Source organism: Streptomyces sp. NPDC031474 (genome assembly GCF_055581185.1).
In genome coordinates this window covers 382315-405579 of the sequence record NZ_JBVIJX010000001.1, presented here as the reverse complement: position 1 = coordinate 405579, position 23265 = coordinate 382315, and the positions used below count along the sequence as shown (strand labels likewise).

The 23265-nt window shown below is 72.6% G+C and carries 20 protein-coding genes; 11 read left to right on the top strand and 9 right to left on the bottom strand.

The features are described from left to right. The first annotated feature begins 59 nt into the window (after positions 1-59). The 4 genes from ACZ5SK_RS01890 (at position 60) to ACZ5SK_RS01875 (ending at position 3294) form a co-directional block, all read left to right on the top strand. On the top strand, positions 60-425 hold the full coding sequence (locus tag ACZ5SK_RS01890; RefSeq protein ID WP_334580869.1) for an Rv2175c family DNA-binding protein: 366 nt from the start codon (positions 60-62) through the stop codon (positions 423-425). 77 nt (positions 426-502) lie between these two features. Next, complete coding sequence (gene thiE, locus ACZ5SK_RS01885; protein ID WP_361700062.1) at positions 503-1150, top strand: thiamine phosphate synthase; 648 nt, start codon at positions 503-505, stop codon at positions 1148-1150. Positions 1151-1246: 96 nt separating this feature from the next. After that, complete coding sequence (gene metF / locus ACZ5SK_RS01880) at positions 1247-2170, top strand: methylenetetrahydrofolate reductase [NAD(P)H] (RefSeq protein WP_334580871.1); 924 nt, start codon at positions 1247-1249, stop codon at positions 2168-2170. 56 nt (positions 2171-2226) lie between these two features. Beyond that, positions 2227-3294, top strand: coding sequence for an SCO2102 family sporulation regulator (locus ACZ5SK_RS01875; protein WP_334580872.1), 1068 nt, complete (start codon positions 2227-2229; stop codon positions 3292-3294). 47 nt (positions 3295-3341) lie between these two features. Here ACZ5SK_RS01875 and ACZ5SK_RS01870 read toward each other — a convergent pair whose 3' ends face one another. The 5 genes from ACZ5SK_RS01870 to ACZ5SK_RS01850 form a co-directional block, all read right to left on the bottom strand. Continuing rightward, a complete protein-coding gene (locus ACZ5SK_RS01870) occupies positions 3342-4814 on the bottom strand; it encodes a phytoene desaturase family protein (RefSeq protein WP_334580874.1) in 1473 nt (490 codons plus the stop codon). A gap of 60 nt (positions 4815-4874) precedes the next feature. Continuing rightward, positions 4875-5489 carry a DUF4126 domain-containing protein gene (locus ACZ5SK_RS01865; protein ID WP_334580875.1) on the bottom strand — a complete coding sequence of 205 codons (615 nt, stop codon included), beginning with the start codon at positions 5487-5489 and terminating at the stop codon, positions 4875-4877. Between the two features lie 435 nt (positions 5490-5924). Next, positions 5925-6551, bottom strand: a complete 627-nt coding sequence (locus tag ACZ5SK_RS01860) for a TetR/AcrR family transcriptional regulator (RefSeq protein ID WP_079662899.1) — start codon at positions 6549-6551, stop codon at positions 5925-5927. Between the two features lie 44 nt (positions 6552-6595). Further along, complete coding sequence (locus ACZ5SK_RS01855; RefSeq protein ID WP_468575095.1) at positions 6596-8680, bottom strand: YhgE/Pip family protein; 2085 nt, start codon at positions 8678-8680, stop codon at positions 6596-6598. Further along, complete coding sequence (locus tag ACZ5SK_RS01850) at positions 8652-9455, bottom strand: ATP-binding cassette domain-containing protein (protein ID WP_334580877.1); 804 nt, start codon at positions 9453-9455, stop codon at positions 8652-8654. The genes ACZ5SK_RS01855 and ACZ5SK_RS01850 overlap by 29 nt, the downstream gene beginning before the upstream one ends. Before the next feature lie 176 nt (positions 9456-9631). On the opposite strand from ACZ5SK_RS01850, the gene ACZ5SK_RS01845 reads away from it, so the two are divergent. From ACZ5SK_RS01845 to ACZ5SK_RS01835, 3 genes are all read left to right on the top strand, one after another. Next, positions 9632-10231: an SAV_6107 family HEPN domain-containing protein gene (locus ACZ5SK_RS01845; protein ID WP_468575093.1), complete on the top strand. Its 600-nt coding sequence runs from the start codon at positions 9632-9634 to the stop codon at positions 10229-10231. Between the two features lie 223 nt (positions 10232-10454). Continuing rightward, positions 10455-11234, top strand: coding sequence for a methyltransferase (locus ACZ5SK_RS01840; protein WP_468575217.1), 780 nt, complete (start codon positions 10455-10457; stop codon positions 11232-11234). Between the two features lie 276 nt (positions 11235-11510). Beyond that, complete coding sequence (locus ACZ5SK_RS01835; protein ID WP_468155747.1) at positions 11511-11915, top strand: DUF3040 domain-containing protein; 405 nt, start codon at positions 11511-11513, stop codon at positions 11913-11915. 130 nt (positions 11916-12045) lie between these two features. Here ACZ5SK_RS01835 and ACZ5SK_RS01830 read toward each other — a convergent pair whose 3' ends face one another. The 4 genes from ACZ5SK_RS01830 to ACZ5SK_RS01815 all read right to left on the bottom strand — a co-directional run bounded on the left by ACZ5SK_RS01830 (position 12046) and on the right by ACZ5SK_RS01815 (position 17792). Further along, the gene (locus ACZ5SK_RS01830) at positions 12046-14544 is read right to left on the bottom strand and encodes a transglutaminase TgpA family protein (protein ID WP_334580881.1); all 2499 of its coding nucleotides are present in this window, start codon (positions 14542-14544) and stop codon (positions 12046-12048) included. Next, on the bottom strand, positions 14541-15920 hold the full coding sequence (locus ACZ5SK_RS01825; RefSeq protein WP_334580882.1) for a DUF58 domain-containing protein: 1380 nt from the start codon (positions 15918-15920) through the stop codon (positions 14541-14543). Before ACZ5SK_RS01825 ends, ACZ5SK_RS01830 begins: the two co-directional genes overlap by 4 nt. Next, positions 15920-16954 (bottom strand): AAA family ATPase, encoded by a 1035-nt coding sequence (locus ACZ5SK_RS01820; protein ID WP_334580883.1) that lies wholly within the window; start codon positions 16952-16954, stop codon positions 15920-15922. The genes ACZ5SK_RS01825 and ACZ5SK_RS01820 overlap by 1 nt, the downstream gene beginning before the upstream one ends. Positions 16955-17183: 229 nt before the next feature. Continuing rightward, complete coding sequence (locus ACZ5SK_RS01815; protein ID WP_079662907.1) at positions 17184-17792, bottom strand: beta-class carbonic anhydrase; 609 nt, start codon at positions 17790-17792, stop codon at positions 17184-17186. A gap of 214 nt (positions 17793-18006) precedes the next feature. Between ACZ5SK_RS01815 and rsmH the strand changes: the two genes are divergently transcribed. From rsmH to ACZ5SK_RS01795, 4 genes are all read left to right on the top strand, one after another. Further along, positions 18007-18963, top strand: coding sequence for a 16S rRNA (cytosine(1402)-N(4))-methyltransferase RsmH (gene rsmH, locus ACZ5SK_RS01810; protein ID WP_334580885.1), 957 nt, complete (start codon positions 18007-18009; stop codon positions 18961-18963). 44 nt (positions 18964-19007) lie between these two features. Next, the gene (ftsL, locus tag ACZ5SK_RS01805) at positions 19008-19541 is read left to right on the top strand and encodes a cell division protein FtsL (protein ID WP_334580886.1); all 534 of its coding nucleotides are present in this window, start codon (positions 19008-19010) and stop codon (positions 19539-19541) included. A 5-nt stretch (positions 19542-19546) separates the two neighbouring features. Then, positions 19547-21514: a peptidoglycan D,D-transpeptidase FtsI family protein gene (locus ACZ5SK_RS01800; RefSeq protein WP_334580887.1), complete on the top strand. Its 1968-nt coding sequence runs from the start codon at positions 19547-19549 to the stop codon at positions 21512-21514. 80 nt (positions 21515-21594) lie between these two features. Next, positions 21595-23265, top strand: coding sequence for a UDP-N-acetylmuramoyl-L-alanyl-D-glutamate--2,6-diaminopimelate ligase (locus ACZ5SK_RS01795; protein ID WP_443041300.1), 1671 nt, complete (start codon positions 21595-21597; stop codon positions 23263-23265).

Sequence of the window (23265 nt, the reverse complement as noted above, 5' to 3'; positions counted from 1 at the left end):
GCACCTGGTCGGACCGGCCCGGCTTCCGACTGTCAGTGGCAGATGGCAGGCTTGTTCCCGTGACCGAGATTGACGCAAAGATCGATGCTCTCGTCCCCGCCTGGCTCACCGTGCCCGACATCGCCGAAATGCTCGATGTCGAGGTGACGCGCGTCCGGCAGCTGGTCAAGGAGGGCCAGCTCATCGCCGTACGCCGTGGCGAGAACCGCGCGCTGCACGTTCCCGCCGCCTTCATCGACGGGGACAAGGTGGTGAAGGGCCTGTCCGGGACCCTGACCCTGCTGCGGGACGACGGCTTCACGGACGAGGAGATGCTCGAGTGGCTCTTCACCGCCGACCCGAGCCTGCCCGGCACGCCGGCCCAGGCCCTGAGTGAGAATCGCGGCACGGAGGTGAAGCGCCGCGCCCAGGCGCTCGCCGTCTGAGCCGAGGATTCGCACCCATCACCCGGCGTACGGGGGCTCGCCCGCCCTCGTACGCCACCACCCCGGGGGGACTTCGTATGCCCGACACCGCCGGCGGCCGCCTGGCCGACGCCCGTCTGTACCTGTGCACGGATGCCCGCACCCGTCAGGGCGACCTTCCGGAGTTCCTGGACGCGGTCCTCGCGGGCGGCGTCGACATCGTCCAGCTGCGCGACAAGGGCATGGAGGCGGCCGGGGAGCTGGAGCATCTGAAGGTGTTCGCGGACGCCTGCGCCCGGCATGGCAAGCTGCTCGCGGTCAACGACCGCGCGGACGTCGCGCATGCCGCCGGCGCCGCCGTCCTCCACCTCGGACAGGGCGACCTGCCGGTCCCCGCGGCCCGCGCGATCCTCGGCGAGGACGTCCTCATCGGCCGCTCCACGCACTCCGAGGCGGAAGCCGGGGCCGCCGCCGTCCAGGAGGGCGTGGACTACTTCTGCACCGGCCCGTGCTGGCCCACCCCCACCAAGCCCGGCCGGCACGCCCCCGGCCTCGACCTGGTCCGGCACACGGCCTCGCTGGGCGCCGACCGCCCCTGGTTCGCCATCGGCGGCATCGACCTCGGCAACCTCGACGAGGTGCTGGCGGCGGGCGCCCGCCGGGTCGTCGTCGTCCGGGCGATCACGGAGGCCGACGACCCCGGCGCCGCGGCCGCGGAGTTCGCGAAGCGGCTGAGCCACGCGTAGCGCACGGTTGTCCAAGGGATGGACAACAAGTCGACAATTCGGGCAAATTTGCCCAGTCCGGTTGGGGGACCGCCCACCCCTGGCTAACCTGCGGGTATGGCCCTAGGAACCGCATCCACCAGGACGGACCGCGCACGTACTGTGCGTGACATGCTCGCCGCGGGCAAGACGACGTACTCCTTCGAGTTCTCGGCACCCAAAACGCCCAAGGGCGAGCGGAACCTGTGGAGCGCGCTCAGGAGGGTCGAGGCGGTCGCCCCCGACTTCGTCTCCGTGACCTACGGCGCCGGTGGCTCCACCCGCGCCGGCACGGTCAAGGAGACCCAGCAGATCGTCGTGGACACCACGCTCACGCCGGTCGCGCACCTCACCGCCGTGGACCACTCCATCGCCGAACTGCGCAACATCATCGGCCAGTACGCGGACGCCGGGATCCGCAACATGCTCGCCGTGCGCGGCGACCCGCCCGGCGACCCGATGGGCGCCTGGGTGCCGCACCCGCGCGGCCTGACGTACGCCGCCGAACTCGTCCGGCTCATCAAGGAGTCGGGCGACTTCTGCGTGGGCGTCGCCGCTTTCCCCGAGATGCACCCGCGCTCCGGCGACTGGGACACGGACGTCGCGCACTTCGTCGACAAGTGCCGGGCCGGCGCCGACTACGCCATCACGCAGATGTTCTTCGAGCCCGAGTCGTACCTGCGGCTGCGCGACCGGGTCGCGGCGGCCGGTTGTGTGACTCCGGTCATTCCCGAGGTTCTTCCGGTGACGAGCGTGAAGATGCTGGAACGCCTGCCCAAGCTCAGTAACGCCCACTTCCCGGACGCCCTGAAAGAGCGGATCCTCACAGCCAAAGACGATCCGGCCGCTGTACGCTCCATTGGCATCGACTTCGCCACGGAGTTCTGCGCCCGGCTGCTGGCCGAGGGAGTGCCCGGACTGCACTTCATCACGCTCAACAGCTCCACGGCGACGCTGGAAATCTACGAAAACCTGGGCCTGCACCACCCGCCGCAGGCCTAGACCGGTCGCACCGATATACGACACACTGCGTAGCGGCCACTGGGAGAGGGGCGTACATGGGCTGGACGGTCCTCTACATCGCGTTCGGCATCGTCGCGTTGTGGCTGCTCGGTGAGGTGCTGCTGCAGTACAAGGCGCGGTTGCGCTGGCGACTGCTGGCCTTCGTGGGCTTCCTCGGCGTTGTCCTCGGTGTCCTGATCCCGGCGGTCGTCGTCATCGCGCTGGGCGCTGTCGCCTTCGCGGTCGGCCAGACGTACGTCACGCTCTCGTTCCGGCGCGGGTTCGCCGAGGGCTGGGCCTTCCGGCGCACCGACACGGACGCGGGGGCGGACGGCGGTGGTGGCGCGAGCGGCCTCGTCGGCAAGCTGCCCAAGCGCCGCCGTGGCAAGGCCGAGCCCCAGGACCCGGCCCTCGACGTCACCGGTATGGAGGCGGCAGGCCCCGGCTCCGACACCCCGTACGGCACGGACAGCGACGCGTTCGGCCGGGACCAGAACGCCTTCGGCGACCGGAACACGTTCGGCGACGACGACTACGACCACGACGACGTCTTCGCGCCCGCCGCCCGGGGCGGCGACCCGACGGCCGCCGGGACGACGTCCGTCTACGAGCCGCAGCCCCTGCCCGACGAGACCGGCTCCTACGGCATATACAGCGATGCCGCGTACGCCGCCGCGAACGGCCAGGCCCAGGCCCAGCCCCAGGACCAGTACGCGGCGGCCGGCCAGGGCGCGGACCAGAACTACGGCTACGACACCTACGCCGGATACCACCAGCAGCAGTACGGCTACGACGCCACCGGCGAGCAGCAGTACGCCGCCTACTCCGACCCGTACATCGGCACCCAGACCTACGGCGGCGGCTCCTACGACGCCGGCTACCAGCAGCAGTACGGGCAACAGGGCTACGGCCAGGACCAGTACGGCAACGGCGGCTACGGGGAGACCCCGGCCGGCGGCGTCTGGGTCCCGCAGCAGCGCAACACCGACGACCCGCTCGGCGGTGAACTCCCCGCCGAGCAGCACCCGTACCCCTACCAGGGCGACGGCCAGCAGCAAGGGCAGGGCCAGGGCCAGGGTCAGGGCCAGGGGAACGGCTTCGACGAGCAGCAGTATCGGTTCTGACGGCCGCGTTCGTCTCGGGATGCCCCCGCCCGACGGCTACCGGGGGCTCACTGCGAGCCCCGGAACTGCGGGCCCTCCACGATCAGGCCGGACACCAGCGCGCCCGACATGCCCGCGTGCGGGAGTCCGCCGCCCGGGTGCGACCAGCCGCCGACGGTGAACAGGCCCGGCAGGCCCGTGGAGTTGGCGGGATGCAGCAGGCGCCCCCCGGCCGCGGCCAGCGCCGGCGCCGGGACGGCCCCGCCCGCCGCGCCCGTCTCCCGCGCGATGTCGGCGGGCGTGCGCACCTGCCGCCACAGGACGCGGTCCCGCAGACCGGGGACGGCCCGCTCGGCGACGGCGACCAGCGCCTCCACGTGTGCGTCACGTATCTCCGCCCCGGCGGGGACGACGGCACTGAGCGTGACCGCCTCATGGTCGCCGTCAGGCACCAGCCCGGGGTCGTCGGGCCGCAGGACCGTCACCGTCGGCCCCGCGGGCACCGTCGGCGCAGCCCCGAACAGACTCTCCAACTCCCCCTCGCGGTCCGCCGTGTGCACCACCGTCCGGTGGGCGGTCCCCGCCGGCCGGGCACCGCGCAGCGCGAGCAGCACGGTCAGCCGACTGGGCAGACCCTGCTGAGGGACGACTTCGCCGTCCGCGCGCGCCGGCAGACCCTCGACGCAGCCCGGGGCGACCACGAAGTCGGCCTCCGCCACCGCGCCGTCGGCCAACTCCACACCCGCAGCACGGCCGTCCTTCTCCAGGACGCGGGTGACCTCGGCGTCGAACACGAACGCGACCCGGCGCGCCAGACACCGCTCGTACACCGCGCGGGCCAGCTCCCGGATCCCCCCGCGCACGTACCACGTGCCGAAGGCGTGCTCCAGGTACGGCAGGACGGCCGCGCTCGCCGGGGTCACCCGCGGATCCAGACCGTACGCGAGCGCATGGCCCTCCAGCAGCGCGGTGAGCCGGGGATCGCGCAGCTCCCAGGCGCCGACCTCGCCGAGGGTGCCCGCCTGCCGGGTGCGCAGCAGCCGCTTGTGCGGGACCGCCGGGTAGGGCTCACGGTCGGCCAGCACCGACCAGTTCGGCCACAGGGGCTCCTCCAGGAGCGGGCGGCGGGTGCGGTCCCAGGCCTCGCGGGCCCGCACCAGGAAGTCGCCCCAGCGCTGCCCGGCCCGCGCCCCCAGCGCCTCGTCCAGCGCCGAGACGACCCCCGCGCGCGAGGCGTTCGGCAGGGACACCTCGGTGCCGTCCGCGAACACATGCCGTGCGGACGGGTCGACCTGCACCAGCTCGACGCAGGCCTCCAACGGCTCCTTGCCGGTCTTGACGAACAGGTCGCGGTAGACGGCGGGGAGGGGGAGCAGACCCGGGCCGGTGTCGAAACCGAAGCCGGCCCGCTCGAAGCGGCGCACGGCACCGCCGTACGTCTCCGTCCGCTCGTACACCGTCACCCGGTGGCCCGCCACGGCCAGCCGGGCGGCCGCCGCCAGCGCGCCCATCCCGGCGCCGATCACCGCAATCCGTCCCATGCCCGCGACTTTATCGGCCGCCACTGACAGCGCCGTCACGGGCCCGTGACCAGCGGCGTTTCACCACGGCGGGGACTGTGTCCGCCCTGGCAGGCGGCGTTCCTCCCGGCGCTGCGCCCGGCGCCGCAGAAAGCGGCGGATCCGGGAGACGAGGAAGAACAGGACCGTCAGTCCGGCCAGCAGCAAGGCGCCCGCGATGATCGCGGCCGCGCCCGGGTGGAACATCGCGAACGTCACGATCCCGCCGACCCCGAGATCCTCGGCGAGGCTCACGATCACGTTGCTGAAGGGCTCCGGCGAGGCGTTGACCGCCATCCGGGTGCCCGCCTTGACGGTGTGGCTGGCCAGCGCCGTCGAACCGCCGAGCAGTCCCGCCGCCACGTCCGAGAGCGAACCGCTCTGCCCGGCGAGCAGCGTCCCCACCCAGGCCCCGGCCAGCGGCCGGACCACCGTGTGCACCGAGTCCCACGCCGAGTCGACGTAGGGAATCTTGTCGGCGACCGCCTCGCACAGGAACAGGACGCCCGCGGCGACGAGCACCTCGGGGCGTTGCAGCGTCTGCGGGACGTCGTCGCTCAGGCCGGTCGCACCGAAGACGCCGAGGAGCAGCACCACCGCGTAGGCGTTGACGCCGCTGGCCCAGCCGCTGGTGAACACGAGGGGGAGTACGGACACGGACGCGATCGTATCCAGTCGGCACTGCGGCGTCCTGGGGATGAGTGCGCAGGCCTGAGTACGCGTACCTAGGGGGTGAGTTGAGTACGCGCGCGGATGGGGGCGACCTGCGCGAACGGGAGAGTGGAGGCACGGAGAAGGGGCGCGGCTCCGGTACCGGCGACACGGGGCGCCGGAACGGAGCGGCCCTCGATCCGCTCCTTCCGCCGGCCAGTTCGGCGGGAGCGAGGCACGGGGGGCACCCCGGGGGAAGACCGAACGGGGGTTCAACGGGGGAGACACGGGGGGATCGGGGGGAAACGGGGGAGCACGAGGAAGCGCCGGTTCGAGGCGGCCCACGGGGGACGTGGCCACCACGGACCGGCGCTTTCGTGTGCCCGCGCGCGGCCGTTCCCGGCGTTTGCGGGGCGCGGTGCACGCGCGCGTGCGGCCCTGTCAGCGGTGTCCGCTGACCCGCCCCTGCAGCAGCCGCGACAGCGCCGAGTGGACGTCGTCCAGGGACCGCTCCGGCTGGAAGGCCTGCCAGTCCAGGGCGGCCACCAGCACCATGCCGACCAGCGCGGCCGCCGTCAGCTGCACGTCGATCTCGTCGCTGAACTCGCCGTTCTCGACGCCCTCGCGCAGCACCCCCTCCACGACGGCCACCGCCTCCCGCCGGACCACCATGAGCGTGGACTGCCAGGCCCGGTTCGTGCGCCACAGCTCGGCCACATAGAGCTGCGTGAACGACGGGTAGCGGTCGATGAAGACGAGGCCCGCGCGGACCATCGCGTCCAGCGCGTCGACCTTGCTGCCGCCCTCCCGCGCCGTCCGCTCGGCGGCCTCCCGCAGGGAGGCGGTGAGGAGACCGACGCCGTGCCTCAGCAGCTCCTCGAAGAGGACCGACTTGCTGGCGAAGTTGTAGTAGACCGTGCCCTTCGCCACGCCGGCCCGTTCGGCGATCTCGTCCACCGTGGTCGCGGAGAAGCCCTGCTCGGCGATGAGGGTGACGGCCGCCTCGTAGAGCTTCTGCCGGGTGGTCTCGCGGCGGGTGCGGCCGCCTGGGGTGGTGCTGCTTTCCATGGTCCTGATTGTCACAGGAACGCGGCCTCCCGGACGCCGGATCTTCACAGGCTCAGCTCCGGGTGCAGCCGGTCCATCGTCCAGACCTGGCGGCGGCGCGCCGACAGGGCGGTCAGCGCCAGGGCGCCCGCGGTGAAGGCGGCGAGCACCACGCACGCGTGCCACACGGGTTCCAGACCGCCGCCCGTGATGAGCCTCCTGAGGGCCTCGACGACGTAGCTCATCGGCAGCCAGGGGTGGATCGCGTTGAAGAAGCCGGGGCTGGTCTGCACGGGGTACGTGCCGCCCGCCGACGTCAACTGCAGCATCAGCAGGGCGAGTACGAGAATCCGGCCCGCCGCTCCGAAGCGCGCGTTGAGCCACTGCACGAGGGCCGCGAAGCACGCCGTCACGAGGAACAGGAAGCCCACCGTGCCGGCCGCCCGTGCCGTCTTCAGGCCGATCGCCCAGTGCAGCACGGCCATCAGCGCCGTCGTCTGCAGCACCCCGACCGCGACCACCGGCAGCCAGCCCGCCAGCGCGATCCGCCACGCCGGGGCGCCCGCGGCGAGGGCGCGCCGGTTCATCGGCGCGATCAGCATGTACGCCACCATGGCGCCCACCCACAGCGACAGCGGGATGAAGTACGGGGCGAAGCCGGTGCCGTAGTTGGGGGCCTTGTGCAGATCCTGGGAGGCGAGCCGCACGGGGTCGGCCATGACGGCGGTGCGCGCGTCGCGCTGTCGTCGGTCGTAGTCGGGGATCTGCGCGACGCCGTCGTGCAGGCCGTCGGCGAGTTTCCCGGAGCCGTCGGAGAGCTTGAACATGCCGCCGTTGAGGTCCTGGGCGCCCGTCTCCAGCTTGCCGACGCCCGCGTCCAGGTCGACGGACCCCGTCTTGGCCGTGCCGAGCCCGGTGTTCAGTTGCTTGGCGCCCTTGGCGACCTTCGCGGCGCCGGTGTTCAGCGCGTTGACCTTGGACGCGGCGTCGGTGAGGTCCTCGTACAGGTGCGGGGCGCTGTCGGCGAGCGCCTGGGCCTGCGTCCGCAGGGTGGCGAGGTTGGTGCGGAGCGTCTTCAGGTCGCCGTCCTGGTCGGCGATCAGGGTGTTGAGGTCGTCGGCGACCTTCGCCACGTCGGCGGCGGCGTCCTTGGCCTTCGCCAGGTCGGCGCAGGCGGGGTCGGGCAGCAACGGCGTCTCGCAGCGGGCCTTGTGGACGGCGGCGAGCGTGTCCGAGGCCGTGTGGGCGCCCTCGGCGGCGGTCGGCGCCGCCTTCACCAGGGTCTCCAGGTTGTCGCCGATCACCTTGGCGGAGTCGGCGACCAGCTGGGCGGTGTCCCCGATGGTCTTCTCGTTGTCCTTCAGGTAGGGCCCCACCGCGTCGGCGACCCCGTTGACCTTGTCGGCGAGCGTCTGGGTGCCGTCCGCGACCTTCTGCGAGCCGTCCTGGAGGTTGTCGGCGCCCGTGTCGAGCTTCTTCAGACCCTTCGCCAGCTTGCCGCTGCCGTCCTTGGCGTCGCTCAGCCCGTCGGCGAGGTCCTTGGAGCCCGCCTCGGCCTTCCCGATGCCGCCCTTGAGGTCGTCGGCACCGTCGGCGGCCTTCGCGGTCGCGCCGTGGATGTCGGAGAACGACACGAAGATCTTGTCCAGGAAGGACCGCGACGCCTTCGTGGACGCGGCCGTGCGCACCTCGCTGAAGACCGTCCGTGAGATCTGCCCGACGATGTAGTTGTTCGCGTCGTTCGTGCGCACCTGAAGGGCGCTCGTCTCGGGGGAGGCGCCCGCGCTGGAGGCGATGCGCCGGCTGAAGTCGGCCGGCATGGTCAGCGACAGGTAGTACCGGCCGTCCTCCACGCCCGCGCGTGCCTCGGCGGCACTGACCTCGTGCCAGTCGAAGACCTCGCTGTCGCGCAGGCCCTTGCTGAGGTCGTCCCCGGCGCTGATCCGCTTCCCGTCGGCGCTCGCCCCCGTGTCGTCGTTCACGAGCGCCACGGGGATCCGGTCGAGCCTGCCGTAGGGGTCCCAGAAGGACCACAGGTACAGCGCGCCGTACAGCAGGGGCAGCAGCAGGAGCGCCACGAGCGCGGCCCGGGGGAGTCGGCCCCGGCCGAAGCGCCGGAGCTCAAGCGCGGCCAGTCTCGGCGAGCGCATCCGTCTTTTCCTCTTCCTGCTCGGGTTCCTGCCGCTGCTCGGGTTCCTGTTCGGCAGCGGTGGCGGTCTCCTGGCCGGCGGGGACGGCGTCCGCGCGCGTGGGGACCGGGACGGTGCCCTCGGGGGCCTCGCCGCACACCGCGAGGACCGTGGTGCCCGCCTCGGCGAGGGACCTGAGCAGTGCCCAGGCCTCCTCCCGCTCGGCGCCCGTCAGCTTCAGTTCGACGTCGTCGACGCCGAGCAGTCCGGGACGCCCGATGAGCGCCAGCGCCACGGAGAGCCGCAGGGCTTCGAGGCGCTCCAGGTCCCGGACGGCGGTCCGCGTTCCCTTGGGCAGGGTTTCGGGGTCGAGCCCGGCGGCGGCGAGCGCGGTCTCGATCCGCAGCCGCGCCCGCGTCGCCCGCTCCGCGCGCGGGCGCAGCAACTCCCGTACGGAGCCGCCGAACCGCCGTTCTAGCAGCGCCCGCTCGTGCAGGTGCTCCCCGACGGTCAGGGCCGGTTCGAGGTCGGTCACACCGGCGACGTGCGCCAGCCCGGCGACGCGCCGCACGGCCGCCAGTTGCCTCGGCAGCCGTGCGCCGCCCACGGTCGCCGTTCCCTCGGTGGCCTTCATCCGTCCGGTGAGGGCGAGCAGCAGGCTCGTCCGGCCGGAGCCGGACGGTCCCTCGATCGCGATCAGCGAGCCCGGCTCCGCGTCGACGCCGATGCCGCGGAACGCCCACCCGCGGGGGCCCCGGAGCCCGAGGCTGTCGGCTGTGACACCGACTCCGTCCACTGGTCCCCCTGAGAACCCGAATTTGAACTGACTAGTCAGTGCAAAAACTATCCCGAACCTTCGCGCGAAGCAAAAGCCCAGGTCAGAACGGATTGTCAGTGGCATACCGCACGATGAGTACATACGGGACCCCCGTATGAGGACCCGTGCCGTCAACTGACGACAGGAGGCTCGTCATGGCCCACCACCACGCAGCCGCCGCACACCGGCGCCGCGCCACCGGCCCTGCCCCCTCACTGACCGGCCCCGCGAGCGATGTGCACCCCGTGCTGCGCCGCACCACGGCCCCGCCCGCCGCCCTCGACCTCCTCGCCCAGGCCCGCGCCGGGCTGGACGAGGCGGCCCTCCTCGAAACCCCCAACGAGCGCTACGCCACGGCCCACCTCGCCGCCCTGCGCACCGCGGCGGCCGTGCTCGCCGCCCGGGGCCGCCCCGAACCCTCCCCTCGCCGCCGGGCCCGCATCCGCAGCGCCTGGGAAGTGCTCCCCGAGATAGCGCCCGAACTCACCGAGTGGAGCGCGCTGTTCGCCTCCGGGGCCCGGCGCCGCGCCCGGGCCGAGGCGGGCATCCAGGGCGCGGCGAGCCGCCGGGACGCCGACGACCTGATCCGCGACGTGGCGATGTTCCTCCGCCTCGTCGAACGCATGCTGGTGCTCCAGCCGATCCTGCCCCAACCCCGCCAGGAGGGGCACCGGGAGGGGCGAAAGGAGGGGCGCCGGGAAGAGGACGGCCCGGGCGGCTCCGGCGCGGAGCGCGACCTGCCGGACGCGGGCTGAGGCGCCCGCCGGACACGGGCCGGCGTGGCCCGCCGCCGTGTCGCGCCACCAGGGCCGGGCAGGGCGCCGGAGCCGATACGGAGGCAATAAGGTGGAAGGCGCCTGAAGTCTTCCCGCGGCCCGCCCGAACCCCGGGCCGGACCGGTTGCGGGGAGGCAGCCCGTTCGCTCCGCCGCGCAAGAGGCGGTGCCGCGCCGAGGAGTCAACTGCCGTGTCGGACCCGATGCGCCCGCCCACCTCCCACCCCCGACCCCGCGCCTCCCTCCGTACCGCCGTGGTCTGGGAGGTCCTTCAGGACGCCCTCGAACGCCGGGTCAAGGCGACCGGCCGCGAGTCACTGGACGTCCTCGACACCGGCGGCGGCAGCGGCAACTTCGCGGTGCCCGCCGCCCTGTTGGGGCACCGCGTCACCGTCGTCGACCCCAGCCCCAACGCGCTGTTCGCCCTGGAACGCCGCACCGCCGAGGCCGGCGTCGCCGACCGCGTGACGGGCGTCCAGGGCGACGCCCACGGACTCTTCGACGTGGTCGACCGCGGCGGCTACGACGCCGTCCTGTGCCACGGCGTCCTGGAGTACGTCGACGACCCCGCCGAGGGCGTCCGCAACGCCGTGGCGGCCCTGCGCTCCGAGGGCGTCCTCAGCGTCCTCGCCGCCGGACTCGGCGGCGCCGTGCTCGCGCGGGCCCTCGCCGGCCACTTCAAGGAGGCCCGCCAGGCCCTCACCGACCCCGACGGCCGCTGGGGCGCGGGCGACCCCGTGCCGCGCCGCTTCACCGCCGAGCAGCTCACCGAACTGGTCGAGGCCGCGGGCCTTCGGGTCGGCGCCGTCCACGGCGTGCGGGTCTTCGCCGACCTCGTCCCCGGCGTGCTGGTGGACACCGAGCCGGGAGCCCTCGAAGCCCTGCTGAAGCTGGAGGAGGCGGCCGCCGAACTCCCCGCATTCCACTCCGTGGCCACCCAACTCCATGTGCTCGGGGAGACGCGGGGGACCGAAGGGGCCTGAGCGCCTCCCGGGGCGCACCCCTGATCAGGGCCTTGGCTGGGCATGGAGTACGCCACAGGCCCCCCGTTCCGGCGCTGTGCGCCGTATGATCGAGGGAGACCGCCCGGCATGACGGGTCGGCCGCCGGGGAATGGAAACCTCAGCGAGCCGGGACGTCCATGACGGGCTCCGGTTGGCCAATTGGCGTAGAGGGGCGGGTTTCACGGGGGCGATTCCCTGCCTATCCTGAAGGGACCCCCCGGGTCGCCCCGGCGACTGCACGATGAGGAGGACTCCGTGCCGCTCTCGGAGCACGAGCAGCGCATGCTCGAGCAGATGGAGCGAGCGCTGTACGCCGAAGATCCCAAGTTCGCGTCGGCGCTCGAGGGAAGCGGGCTGCGTACGTACACCCGGCGGCGGGTCTACCAGGCGGTCGCTGGCTTCCTCGTGGGAATCGCGCTCCTCATGGCCGGTATGGTCGCGAAACAGGTCTGGCTGAGCGTGGTGGGCTTCCTCGTCATGCTGGGCTGTGCGGTGCTCGCCGTGACCGGCTGGCGCAAGGCGCCCAAGCCGGGCGAACATCCCGCGGCCGGCGCCTCGGGCGCCCCGCACACCCGCGGTCAGGTTCGGCAGAAGCGCTCGATGATGGACCGGATCGAGCAGCGCTGGCAGCGCCGCCGTGACGAGCAGGGCGGCCACTGACACCGCCCGTACACGAACGACGTTGAGGGGGCGACCACCCGGCCGGGTGGTCGCCCCCTCAACGTCGTTCGCAGCCGCCCTGCCGGCATGAGCTCGGCGCCGGCCGGAGGAGCTGATGGCCGGCCGGAGCTCAGCCGCTCTGCTGGCCGGAGGGCCGGCGCACCAGAGCCGTCAGACGGGCCGCCCAGGACGCCTTGAAAGCCGTCCAGCGGTCGCTCAGGTCCCAGAGCGCGCGGATCGCCGATCGGGGCGCCACCACGGCACGCACGCGCGTGGTCCAGTCGGCCTTCTCCCGCAGGGCCCCCCGGACCTTGCGGACCTCGTCGGCCAGCCCGGCCTCGGCCCTCGGCTCCGGGGCGTACAGCACCTGCTCCACGGCGCCCGCGACCCGGTGCACCGCACGGCCCACCGTGTCGTCGAGTTCGCCGGTCCGGACGATCCGCGCCGCCGCGCGCCGCGGCGTCAGCGCCTCGTCCGGCTCGATGCCGAAGTCCCACGCCGTGTCGGTGAGCTCCCGCCACACCGCCAGGACGTGCCCGACGGCCGCCTCACCGGCTTCCTGCGCCGGCACGTCCAGCAGCACCGCCGGACCGGCGTCGTCCGCCTGCCGGCCCTCGCCGTCCCTGCGGCGGCCCGGGGGAGCCCCCGACGCCGCGGACGCGGAGTGCTGGGCGGACGCCAGCCGCACTGAACGCCGTCTCAGCCGCCACAGCATCGGCAGCAGCGGCAGAGCGAGCGCCGCGGCCCCCAGCAGCGTCCAGCCGGCGATCTCGTACCACGGGGCACCGCCGCCGTTCTGTCCCGCCTGGTTCACCGGCAGTGCGGCTGCGCAGCCCTCGAGCTTCTTGTCCTCGGCCGAGCAACTGGTGCTCGCCGAGGGCTGAGCCGACGGCGCCGCGTTCGCCGAACGCGAGGCCTGCGGCAGGTCGGGGACCGTCGTGCCCGAGGTCTCCGGCAGCGTGTACGCGGGCGTCGTGCCCCGGGTCGGGGTCGGCTCGAAGCGGGTCCAGCCCACGCCCTCGAAATACAGCTCCGGCCAGGCGTGCGCATCCTTCAGGCTCACCGCCACCGAGCCGTCCGCCTGCGGGGACCCCGGAGCGAAGCCCACCGCGACCCGCGCCGGTATGCCCAGCGTGCGGGCCATCGCGGCCATCGCGAAGGAGAAGTGCACGCAGAAGCCCTGCTTGTCCCGCAGGAAGCGGGCGATCGCGCCCGGGCCGCTGCCGACCTCGACCTGGGTGTCGTACTCGAAGCCGCCCGTCACCGCGAAGTAGTCCTGGAGCTTGACCGCCTTCTCGTAGTCGCTCGTCGCGCCCTTGGTGATCTCAGCGGCCTGCTCCGCGACCACCTTCGGCAGGGAGTCGGGGACCTTGGTGTAGTCCTTCCGAATCGAGCTGGGCGCCTTGGGAGCCGAGGCCAGCTGCTCCGCCGTCGGCTGCACGTCGAGGCTCGTCACCTGGTACGCCTTGCCGCTGGTGTTCTGGCCGTGGTCGCCGACCAGGGTCATCCCGACCGGCTCGTACCGCCAGTTGCCCTTGATCAGCACGCTGCTGGGCGGGTACGGCATCGGCAGCCAGTCCTGCGCATAGCCGGAAGCGGCCGCGATCCGGGTCGTGAACTTCGCGCGCTTGACCTCGGGGCCGAGGCCGACGGGCGTGGGCAACTCGTCCGGCACGGCGACGATGTGGCGCTTCGCCGGCTTCCACGTGGTGCCGTCGAAGTCGTCCAGGGACACGATCCGCAGGTACAGGTCCGAGATGTTGCCGGTGTCGGTGTTCAGGGTCAGGACCGTGCGGTCCTCGTCCATGTTCAGGCTGTCGCGCAGCGACACCAGCGGGTTCACCGCGGAGATCGTGCCCCCACTGCCGTTGCCCGCGCCCGCGCCCACGCCCGCCCCGTCCAGCAGACCGCCCTGGATCGCCGGCAGCGGCAACAGCGGCACCACCAGAGCGACACCCAGCGCGGCCATGCCGATGCGCCGGCCGGTGCGCACCGGGGCAACCGGCCCGGGCTGCGCACCCGCGGCGCGCGGAGCCCCGCCGAAGACCCTGCCCCACTGCGAGAGCCGCTCCCGGCCCTCGGCGAGCAGCAGCATCAGATAGCCGGCGGCGGCGACCAGGAACCACAGCCAGTCGGCCGCCCCGTCGGACAGCCCCGCGGCGACCGAGTACAGCGCCAGCAGCGGCAGCCCCGCCGGGGCCGCGTTGCGGAACGTCACCGCGAGGGTGTCCACCGCCAGGCCGACGACCAGCACCCCGCCGATCACCATCAGCCGGATGCCGTCGGACAACGGGGCCGGGATCGCGTACCGCCCCACGTCGTCGGCGCCCGTCTGGAGCAGGTCGCCGAAGTACCGGAAGGTCTCCGGGACGGGGATCAGACCGGCGAGGGCGTGCTCCCGGGCGAAGACCAGCGTCAGCAGCACCAGCGTGACCAGGGCCTGGGCGGCCACGGTCAGCGGCCGGGCCAACGGCACCCGCCGGGTCACCGCGCCCACCCCGGACTGGATCGCCAGCAGGAACGCCGCCTGCAGGAGCCACGTCGCCGGCTCCACCAGGGGCAGCAGGGCGCACGAGGCCAACAGCGTCGCCGCCGCGGAGCACAGCGTCAGTCGAGCCCGCCCGCTCATGCGCTTGCCTCCCCGCCGCTCGCCGCGCCCGCCGTCATCACGCCCGCCCGGTCGCGGTCCGCCTGACGCCACAGCTCGTTCAGCGAAGCGCCCCGCGGCACGCTCAGGGCCGTCCAGCCCGCCTCGCGCAGCATCCGCAGCCGCTCCTCCTGCCTGTTCATCGGATCGGGCCCGCCGTTCGGTTCACGCACCCAGCTGTCGCCGTCCAGGAGGAAGGCGACCGCGCCTCCGCTGCGCTGGCGCATCTTCGCGGCCACCGCCGCCTCCTCCTCGTCGAGATCACCGAGGAACGCCACCAGCAGCCCCTCGTTGCCGCCGCGCAGCACGTCGTAGGCCCGGGACAGGCCCGTGCCGTCGGAGTGGTCGACCACCGCGAGGGTGTCCATCATCAGCCCGGCCGCGTCCGCCGACTCCTGGTTCGCCCCGGCGAACCCGTCGGCGCCCTCGCCGGGCACCGAGTTGCCGGAGTCCGTCAGCAGCCGTACCGAGAAGCCCCGCTCCAGCATGTGCACCAGCACGGACGCGGCGCCCGAGACCGCCCACTCGAAGGCCGAGTCCGGGCCCGCGCCCTGGTAGGCCAGGCCCCGGGTGTCCAGGAGCACCGTGCAGCGCGAGCGCTGGGGCTGTTCCTCGCGGCGCACCATCAGCTCGCCGTAGCGCGCGGTGAGGCGCCAGTGCACGCGGCGCAGGTCGTCGCCGTAGCGGTAGCCGCGCGGGATCACGTCGTCCTCGCCGGCCAGCGCCAGCGAGCGCTGCCGCCCGTCGCCGTACCCCTTGGCCTCGCCGGTCAGCCGGACCGGCGACAGCGCCTCGACGCGCGGGATCACCGTCAGCGTGTCGTACGTCGAGAAGGAGCGGGTCAGTTCGCACATGCCGAACGGGTCGTTCAACCGCAGCTGGAGCGGGCCCAGCGGGTAGCGGCCGCGCAGGTCGGAGCGGACCCGGTAGGACACCTCGCGGCGGCCGCCCGCCTCCACCCGGTCCAGGACGAAGCGGGGACGCGGGCCGAGCACGTACGGCACCCGGTCCTGGAGCATCAGCAGGCCGGTGGGCAGCCGCGAGACGTTGTCCATCCGCAGATGGACGCGGGCCTCGCTGCCGGCGGGCACGCGCGCGGGAGACAGCCGGCGACTGCCGGCCACCCGGTAGCGGGTGCGGTAGACGACGGCCGCGCAGATCAGCGGCAGCGCGGCCAGCAGCAGCCCGACCCGCAGCAGATCGGGCTGTCCCAGCACATAGGCGCAGATGGCAGCCGCGATACCGGCGGCCAGGAAGGAGCGGCCGCGGGTGGTCAGTCCGGCCAGGGCCGTCCGTGCGCCGCTCTTCAGGCCCTCGCCGCGGCCGGTCGAGGGCTGTCCGGTCCCCCCGGTGGTCATCACAGCCTCCGCGGCTGCTGCTGGCCGTACGCCTGTGTGCCGTGGCCCAGCCCGTACCCGTGCTGCTGGGGAGTGGCCGGCACCGGGGTGCGCTGGATGATCTCCTCGACGACCTGCTCGGCCGTGCGGCGGTTCAGCTGGGCCTGCGCGGTGGGCAGCAGACGGTGGGCCAGGACGGCCACGGCGAGGTTCTGGACGTCGTCAGGCAGCGCGTAGTCCCGGCCGCTGAGGGCGGCGGTCGCCTTGGCGGCGCGCACCAGATGCAGCGTCGCGCGCGGGGAGGCGCCGAGTCTGAGGTCGGGATGGGTGCGCGTGGCCGTGACCAGGTCGACCGCGTAGCGGCGGACCGAGTCGGCGACGTGGACACCGCGGACGGCGTCGATCAGCTTCACGATCTCGTGCGCGTGGGCGACCGGCTGGAGATCGTCCAGGGGGTTGACCCCGCCGTGCACGTCGAGCATCTGCAGCTCGGCCTCGGGGCTCGGGTAGCCGATGGAGACGCGGGCCATGAAGCGGTCGCGCTGCGCCTCGGGCAGCGGGTAGGTGCCCTCCATCTCGACCGGGTTCTGCGTGGCCACCACCATGAACGGGCTGGGCAGCTCGTACGTCGTCCCGTCGATGGTGACCTGGCGCTCCTCCAGCGACTCCAGGAGCGCCGACTGCGTCTTGGGCGAGGCGCGGTTGATCTCGTCGCCGATCACGATCTGCGAGAAGATCGCGCCCGGCTTGAACTCGAAGTCCCGGCGCTGCTGGTCCCAGATGGAGACACCGGTGATGTCCGAGGGCAGCAGGTCGGGGGTGAACTGGATACGGCGCACCGAGCAGTCGATGGACTTCGCCAGCGCCTTGGCGAGCATCGTCTTGCCGACGCCCGGCACGTCCTCGATCAGCAGATGCCCCTCGGCGAGGAGCACGGTCAGCGAAAGCCGTACGACCTCGGGCTTGCCCTCGATCACTCCCTCCACCGAACTGCGGACACGCTCCACAGTGGCGGTCAGATCTGTGAGGCTCGCTCGCTCGTCATAGGTCGTCACCCGGCCCTCCTCGGCCCAAAACTTTCTCCGGGCCGACGCTCTGTGCGGCAAACCGGCCCACCCCGAATCACGGACGCCGTTCGCAAAGTGCTCAGCGTGGCGTCACACCCGCATTCTTGCTGCCGTTACCGATTCGTGTCACTCGCCTGTGGACAACTGTCCGTGATATGTCGGTGTTATGGCCGTTTGGGTGTCCGAGGGGCGGAAATCAACAGCGAAATGACAGCGGTCACGAGGGGTCGATCTCGCGCAACAGGCCCGTCTTCACGTCGAACACGAAGCCCCGCACATCGTCGGTGTGCATCAGGAACGGCGAGGTGCGCACCCGCTGCATCGACTGCCGGACGTCCTGGTCGACGTCCCGGAAGGCCTCCACGGCCCAGGCCGGACGCTGACCGACCTCCATCTCGAGCTCGGTACGGAACTCCTCGGTGATCGCCTCCAGACCGCAGCCGGTGTGATGGATCAGTACGACGCTGCGGGTACCCAACTTGCGCTGGCTGATGGTGAGCGAGCGGATCACGTCGTCGGTGACCACACCGCCCGCGTTGCGGATGGTGTGGCAGTCGCCGAGCTCCAGGCCCAGCGCGGCGTGCAGGTCGAGACGGGCGTCCATGCAGGCCACGACGGCCACGTGCAGGACGGGACGGGCGTCCATGCCGGGATCGGTGAACGCGGCGGCGTACCGCCCGTTCGCGTCGACCAGCCGGTCGGTCACGGTACCGCCGCGTATGGCGCTTTCGGACTCTGCGGGTACGGATGCGGAAGTCGTCATAACCATGACGTTACTGGTCACACGCCGTGCGGGCCTGCTGTGAGAAGGGAAAAAGAGCGTCATCACGCGTGTTTTGTGAGGTAGGCCACCCCCGCTCGGCGACGCGCAGGCCGGTTGATTGACCGCGAGACACCGTGGACTAAAGTGGCGCGAAGCGGGAGGCGGCCATCTCTTTGGCGATCTCATCGCTGGATTCCAACCCGCGCCGGCAGGCCTTCCCCTCACCGGAGGGCGGGGACCGGTGGTGCGTACCCCCCGCCGGATCTGAGAGGGCCCCTTGAGCCAGAGTCGACATGTCCCGGTGATGCTCCAGCGGTGCCTGGACCTGTTGGCCCCCGCCCTGCAGCGGCCGGGAGCGGTGGTCGTCGACTGCACGCTCGGTCTGGGCGGCCACAGCGAGGCCCTGCTGACGCAGTTCCCCGAGGCCCGGCTCGTCGCCCTCGACCGCGACAAGGAGGCCCTGCGCCTGTCCGGTGAGCGCCTCGCCCCCTTCGGCGAGCGCGCCACCCTCGTGCACGCCGTCTACGACGAACTCCCCGACGTCCTGGACCGGCTCGGCCTCGCGCGCGTGCAGGGCGTCCTGTTCGACCTCGGCGTCTCCTCGATGCAGCTCGACGAGGCCGACCGCGGCTTCGCCTACGCCCAGGACGCCCCGCTCGACATGCGCATGGACCAGACGACCGGCATCAGCGCCGCCGAGGTCCTCAACACCTACCCGCCCGGCGAACTCGTCCGGATCCTGCGGGCGTACGGCGAGGAGAAGCAGGCCAAGCGGATCGTCTCCGCGATCGTGCGCGAGCGCGCCAAGGAGCCGTTCACCAACAGCGCCCGGCTTGTGGAGCTGATCCGGGGCGCGCTGCCGCAGGCCGCCAAGCGCACCGGCGGCAACCCCGCCAAGCGCACCTTCCAGGCGCTGCGCATCGAGGTCAACGGCGAACTCTCCGTCCTGGAGCGGGCGGTCCCGGCCGCCGTGCAGGCACTCGACGTGGGCGGGCGGATCGCCGTCCTGTCGTACCACTCGCTCGAAGACCGGCTGGTCAAGCAGGTGTTCGCGGCCGGCGCCGCCAACACCGCGCCGCCCGGGCTGCCCGTCGTGCCCGAGCGCTACCAGCCCCGGCTCAAGCTGCTCACCCGCGGTGCCGAACTTCCCACCGAGGAAGAGGTCGCCGAGAACCGGCGCGCCGCCCCGGCGCGACTGCGCGGGGCCGAGCGAATCAGGGAGTCCATCGAATGACGGGCGTGAGCCGAGGGTCCGCAATTCCACCCGGGGGTGGGCGTGTGAACAGGAAACCCGAACTGAAGGGGAGGGCCGCCCGGCTCGCGCGGCTCTTCCCGGCCGGCCCGCAGCAGGCGGCCCGCACTCCGTTCGTCCTCCTCGTCGTGCTCCTCCTCGGCGGCGGCCTCATCGGACTGCTCGTGATGAACTCCGCGCTCAGCGAGGGCTCGTTCAAGATGGACGACCTCCAGAAGGACACCAAGAGCCTCACCGACGAGGAGCAGGCGCTCCAGCGGGACATCGACTCCTACTCCGCCCCGGACGCCCTCCAGCGCCGCGCACGCGAACTCGGCATGGTCCCCGGCGGGGACCCGGCCTTCCTGAACCCCGACGGCACCGTGAAGGGCGTCCCCTCGGCCGCCGCCCAACACTCGGCGCAGGACGCTCCGGCCGTCGTACGGCCGCCGGAGGCCATCACGCTCTCCCAGACGATCGCGTCGCCGTCCCCCACACCCCCCACCACCTCCGCGCCGAGCGATCCTTTGGCCCAGAGCACCGCCCCGACCGCAGCCGCCCACGAGACCCCCGGCAGGTGACGGAAGTGTCCGACAGGGAACCGCCGCGCCGGCGCGTGCCCGGCCCCGCCCGGCCCGCCCGCCCCGCTTCCGCCCAGCGGCGCCCGGGCCCCGGCGCCCGCCCGGCTCGCCGTCCGACCGCCCCCGGCCCCCGCCCCGCGCCCGCGCGCGTGCTCCGGCTCGGCAGCCCCCGCCCCCGGCTGCGCATGGTGGGCCTCGCGCTCGCCCTGGTCCTGCTCGCCTTCATCGTCCGCCTGCTCCAGGTGCAGGCTGTCGACGCGAGCACCTACACCGCCAAGGCCGAGCAGAACCGGTACATCGGCCGGGTGCTGCCCGCCGAGCGCGGCGAGATCACCGACCGCAGTGGCATCTCCTTCGCGACCAGCGAGGACGCGTACGACATCACGGCCGACCCCACGATGTTCAACCGCAAGCAGCTGAAGGTCGGCGACGGCCCCGAGCAGGCGGCCGCACTCCTCGCGCCGATCCTCGGCCAGGAGCAGTCCGCACTCGTGCGGAAGCTGCGGCCCAAGGACCCGACCGCGCGGTACACGATGCTCGCGAACCGGCAGACCCCGCAGGTCTGGAAGCAGATCAAGGATCTGAAGTCGGCGCTCGCCACGAAGGCGGAGACGGACAGCTCCACGGTCAACGTCCTCGCGGGCGTCCTCGCCGTCCCCAGCACCAAGCGCGTGTACCCCAACGGCGAGCTCGCCGCCGGGATACTGGGCTGGGTCAACGCCGACGGCAAGGGCGGCGGCGGCATCGAACAGCAGCTGAACGCGACCCTGGCCGGCCAGGACGGCAAGATCCGCTACGCCCAGTCCGGTGGGCGACAGGTGCCCACCGCGGGCTCCACCGAGACCCCCGCGGTGCCCGGCTCCGACGTCGAGCTGACGATCGACCGGGACATCCAGTGGGCCGCGCAGAACGCCATCACCGAGCAGGTGAAGGAGTCCGCGGCGGACCGCGGCTACGTCATCGTCCAGGACACCCGCACCGGCCAGATCCTCGCCATGGCCAACTCGCCCGGGTTCGACCCCAATGACCTTGCCCAGGCCCACGCCACGGACCTGGGCAACGCCGCCGTCCAGGACGCCTACGAGCCCGGCTCCACCGCCAAGGTCATGTCGATGGCCGCCGTGCTGGAGGAGAACGCGGCGACGCCGCTGACGCATGTCACCGTGCCCAACCGGCTGCACCGCGGCGACCGGCTCTTCCAGGACGACATCGACCACCCCACCTGGTACCTCACCCTCAACGGAGTGCTCGCCAAGTCCAGCAACATCGGCACCATCCTGGCCACCGGCCAGCTCGGCAAGACACAGACCGAGGCCAACCGGGTCCTCTACTCCTACCTGCGCAAGTTCGGCATCGGCGGCCCCACCGGGCTCGGCTTCCCCGGCGAGACCAAGGGCATCCTCGCCGCGCCCGCCGCGTGGTCGACCTCGCAGCAGTACACGATCCCCTTCGGCCAGGGCATGTCCCTGAGCGCGCTGCAGGCGGCCTCCGTGTACTCGACGATCGCCAACGGCGGCGTCCGCGTCGAACCCACCCTGGTGCGCGGCACCAAGGGACCGGACGGCCGTTTCACCCCGGCCGAGGCGCCCGCCAAGTCCCGTGTCGTCAGCCAGAAGACGGCGAAGACCCTCGCCCAGATGCTGGAGTCGGTCGTGGACGACGAGCAGGGCACCGGCGCCAAGGCGCGTATCCCCGGCTACCGCGTCGCGGGCAAGACGGGCACCGCCAACCGCGTGGATCCGGCCACCGGCACCTACAAGGGCTACACGTCGTCGTTCGCCGGGTTCGCGCCCGCCGACAGCCCCCGGGTCACCGTGTACTGCGCCATCCAGAACGCCACCAAGGGCAGTTACTTCGGCGGCCAGATCTGCGGTCCCGTCTTCAAGCAGGTCATGGAGTTCGCCCTGAAGACCCTGCAGATCCCGCCGACCGGCGCGAAGGCCGCGAACCTCCCCGTCTCCTTCACGCCCTGACCGCCCGCACCTTTTGTCCCCCGCCCGCCTCCGACCCCCGCCCGCCACTGTTCAGCGCCGAACAAGCCAGGAACCGACCCGTGACCATGATCACTCCCGACCCCGGGAACCACGCACCGCCCGCGGCGCCCCGTGCGCCCTCGCTTCGCCCGCAGGGCGGTGCGCCCGGTACGCTCACCGCCGTGCCACACGCTGATCAGTCCCAAACCACCCAGAAGGGCGCTTCCGTGACATATCCGGGACCGCCCAGGCCGGCCCAGGTCTCCGCCACACCCCTCGCGGAGCTCGCCGATCAGCTGGATGTCGAGCAGCCGGAGAGCGCCGCCGCCGAGGTCACGGGCATCACCCACGACTCGCGCGCGGTCCGCCCCGGTGACGTGTACGCCGCTCTCCCGGGCGCCCGCCTGCACGGCGCCGACTTCGTCACGCAGGCCGCGGGCCTCGGCGCGGTCGCCGTCCTGACCGACCCCACCGGCGCCGAGCGCGCCGCCGCGACCGGCCTGCCGGTCCTGGTGGTCGACGACCCGCGCGGGCGGATGGGCGAACTGGCGGCCACCATCTACGGCCACCCCGGCCGCGACCTGCTGCAGATCGGCATCACCGGCACCTCGGGCAAGACCACCACCGCCTACCTCGTCGAGGGCGGCCTGAAGTCCGTCAGATCCACCGGGCTCATCGGCACCGTCGAGATGCGCATCGGCGACCAACGCATCAAGTCCGAGCGCACCACCCCCGAAGCCACCGACCTCCAGGCGCTGTTCGCCGTCATGCGCGAGCGCGGTGTCGAGGCGGTCGCCATGGAGGTCTCCAGCCACGCGCTGGTCCTCGGCCGGGTCGACGGCTGCGTCTTCGACATCGCGGTCTTCAACAACCTCAGCCCGGAGCACATGGAGTTCCACTCCGGCATGGAGGACTACTTCCAGGCCAAGGCACAGCTGTTCACCCGGAAACGCAGCAAACTCGGCGTGGTCAACTTCGACGACGAGTACGGCCGCCGGCTGGTCCAGGAGGCCGAGGTCCCCGTCGTCACCTTCTCCGCCGAGGGCCACCCCGACGCCGACTGGCGCGCCGTGGACGTCGAGATCGGCCCGATGGACTCGACGTTCACCGTCGTCGGCCCCGAGGACGTGCGGATCGCGGCCAGGTCGCCGCTGCCGGGCTCCTTCAACGTGGCGAACACGCTCGCCGCGATCGTCTCCCTCGCGGCGGCCGGCCTCGACCCGCAGACCGCCGCCGACGGCGTCGCCGCCGTGCCGGGCGTGCCGGGCCGCCTGGAGCGTGTGGCCGCCGGTCAGGACTACCTCGCGGTCGTCGACTACGCCCACAAGACGGACGCCGTCGAGTCGGTCCTGAAGGCGCTGCGCAAGGTCACCAAGGGCCGGCTGCACGTCGTCCTCGGCTGCGGCGGCGACCGGGACCGCAGCAAGCGCGCCCCGATGGGCGCCGCCGTCGCACGGCTCGCCGACACCGCCGTGCTGACCTCCGACAACCCCCGCTCCGAGGACCCCCTCGCGATCCTCGCGACCATGCTCGAGGGCGCGGCGTCCGTGCCCGCGCACGAGCGCGGCGAGGTGCTGCTGTTCGAGGACCGGGCCGCGGCGATCGCCGCCGTCGTCGCCCGCGCGCACGCCGGGGACACCGTGCTGGTCGCGGGCAAGGGCCATGAGCAGGGCCAGGACATCGCCGGCGTCGTCCGTCCGTTCGACGACCGCCAGGTGCTTCGCGAAGCTATCCAGCAGACCCAGGGATGA